Raw genomic sequence first — 1519 nt, 5'->3', positions numbered from 1 at the left:
CAAAAGAAATGGTTTAATAGAAGATGGTGCTGATCCTGTGGGAATTGGCATGGTATTTCAGCAAGCGGCCTTATTTGACTCTTTAACAGTAGAAGAAAATATTGGCTTTTTACTTTATCAAAATTCCGATTTAAAGCGATCGCAAATTCGGGAACTTGTCAACGAAAAATTAGAAATGGTAGGTTTAGCAGCAATTGGCCATCTTTACCCCTCCGAACTTTCGGGAGGGATGCGAAAAAGAGTTAGTTTTGCTCGCGCCATCATGTCTAACCCAGATCACCCCACAGATAGTCCAGAGGTTTTATTATATGATGAACCGACAGCCGGACTTGACCCCATTGCCTCCACCGTCATAGAGGATTTAATCCGTGATTTACAACATACCCAAGAAGTTTGTAGTACATACTGCATCGTCACTCACCAAGATAGTACCATTCGCCGTACCTCCGACCAAATAGTATTCCTTTATCAAGGCAAAGTGCAATGGCAAGGTAAAGTAAATGAAATAGATCACACAGAAAATCCGTTAATTCGACAATTTATGAGTGGTAGAGTACAAGGACCTATTCAAGTAGTAGGTTAAGTACATTCAATTTTGGATTTTGGATTGATTCCACAAATAAATCCGGAGGCTTGTACCATTAAGGAACTATTGGTTAAAAAAATGCCAAGTGTACTTTTTTTCGGTGGAGGAACAAATGCGAGAGCTAATTAGCAGTTTCACGTCCGCACGCATGAGAAGAGAAGGATCTGTAGGATTGTTGCTCCTACTAGGTCTAGGCGCATCTGGAGTAATTTTACTATGGTTAAATAGAATTACCCCTGGACAAACTTCATATAAAGCAATTATCGAATTTACTAACGCCGGAGGAATGCAAAAGGGTTCAGCAGTGCGTTTTCGTGGTGTGAAAGTGGGAAGTATTACCAACCTCCAAGCGGGAACAAATGTTATTGATGTAGAAATTCAAATTGATTCACCTAAATTGATTATTCCTAGCAATGCGCTAATTGAAGCTAATCAAAGTGGATTAATTAGCGAAAATATTATAGATATTACACCAAAAGCGGATTTACCCTCAGATATTGTAGCTAACCCTCTAGATAAAAACTGTAACTCTAACTTGATTATTTGTAATGGTTCTCGCTTAAAAGGTGAAATTGGTATTAGTGTTGATGAATTGATCCGTAAAACATCTAATTTTGCAGATCAATATAGCAATGAAAAGTTCTATAAAAATATTAATCGTACCTTAGAAACATCAGCCAATGCGGCTGAGAATATCGCAGATTTAACCAAGGATTTGCAAAGTTTAAGCAAAAGCTTCCGAGGACAATTGGGGATATTTTCTGGTACAGCAGTGACATTACAGCTGTCCGCAAACAAATTAACCGCCAGTGCTAGTAAAACCTCGGAGCAATTAGGCACAACAGCTCAGGATTTTAGTGTCACAGCTAAACAAGCAAGCCGATTATTAAGTAACTTAGATAGTCTTGTTACTACTAATCGTTCTTCTTTAAT

General features: G+C 38.3%; 2 protein-coding genes. Both read left to right on the top strand.

Annotation, left to right across the window (positions count from 1 at the left end; genetic code table 11):
* On the top strand, window positions 1–583 hold a 583-nt coding region (locus tag CUN59_RS20305), incomplete at its 5' end, for an ABC transporter ATP-binding protein (RefSeq protein ID WP_104389528.1).
* 115 nt (window positions 584–698) lie between these two features.
* The coding region (locus CUN59_RS20300; RefSeq protein ID WP_133164061.1) for an MlaD family protein at window positions 699–1519 on the top strand (821 nt) is incomplete at its 3' end.

It is taken from the genome of Cuspidothrix issatschenkoi CHARLIE-1 (assembly GCF_002934005.1).
Taxonomy (GTDB): Bacteria; Cyanobacteriota; Cyanobacteriia; order Cyanobacteriales; family Nostocaceae; genus Cuspidothrix; species Cuspidothrix issatschenkoi.
This window is presented reverse-complemented; position numbering and strand designations above follow the sequence as displayed.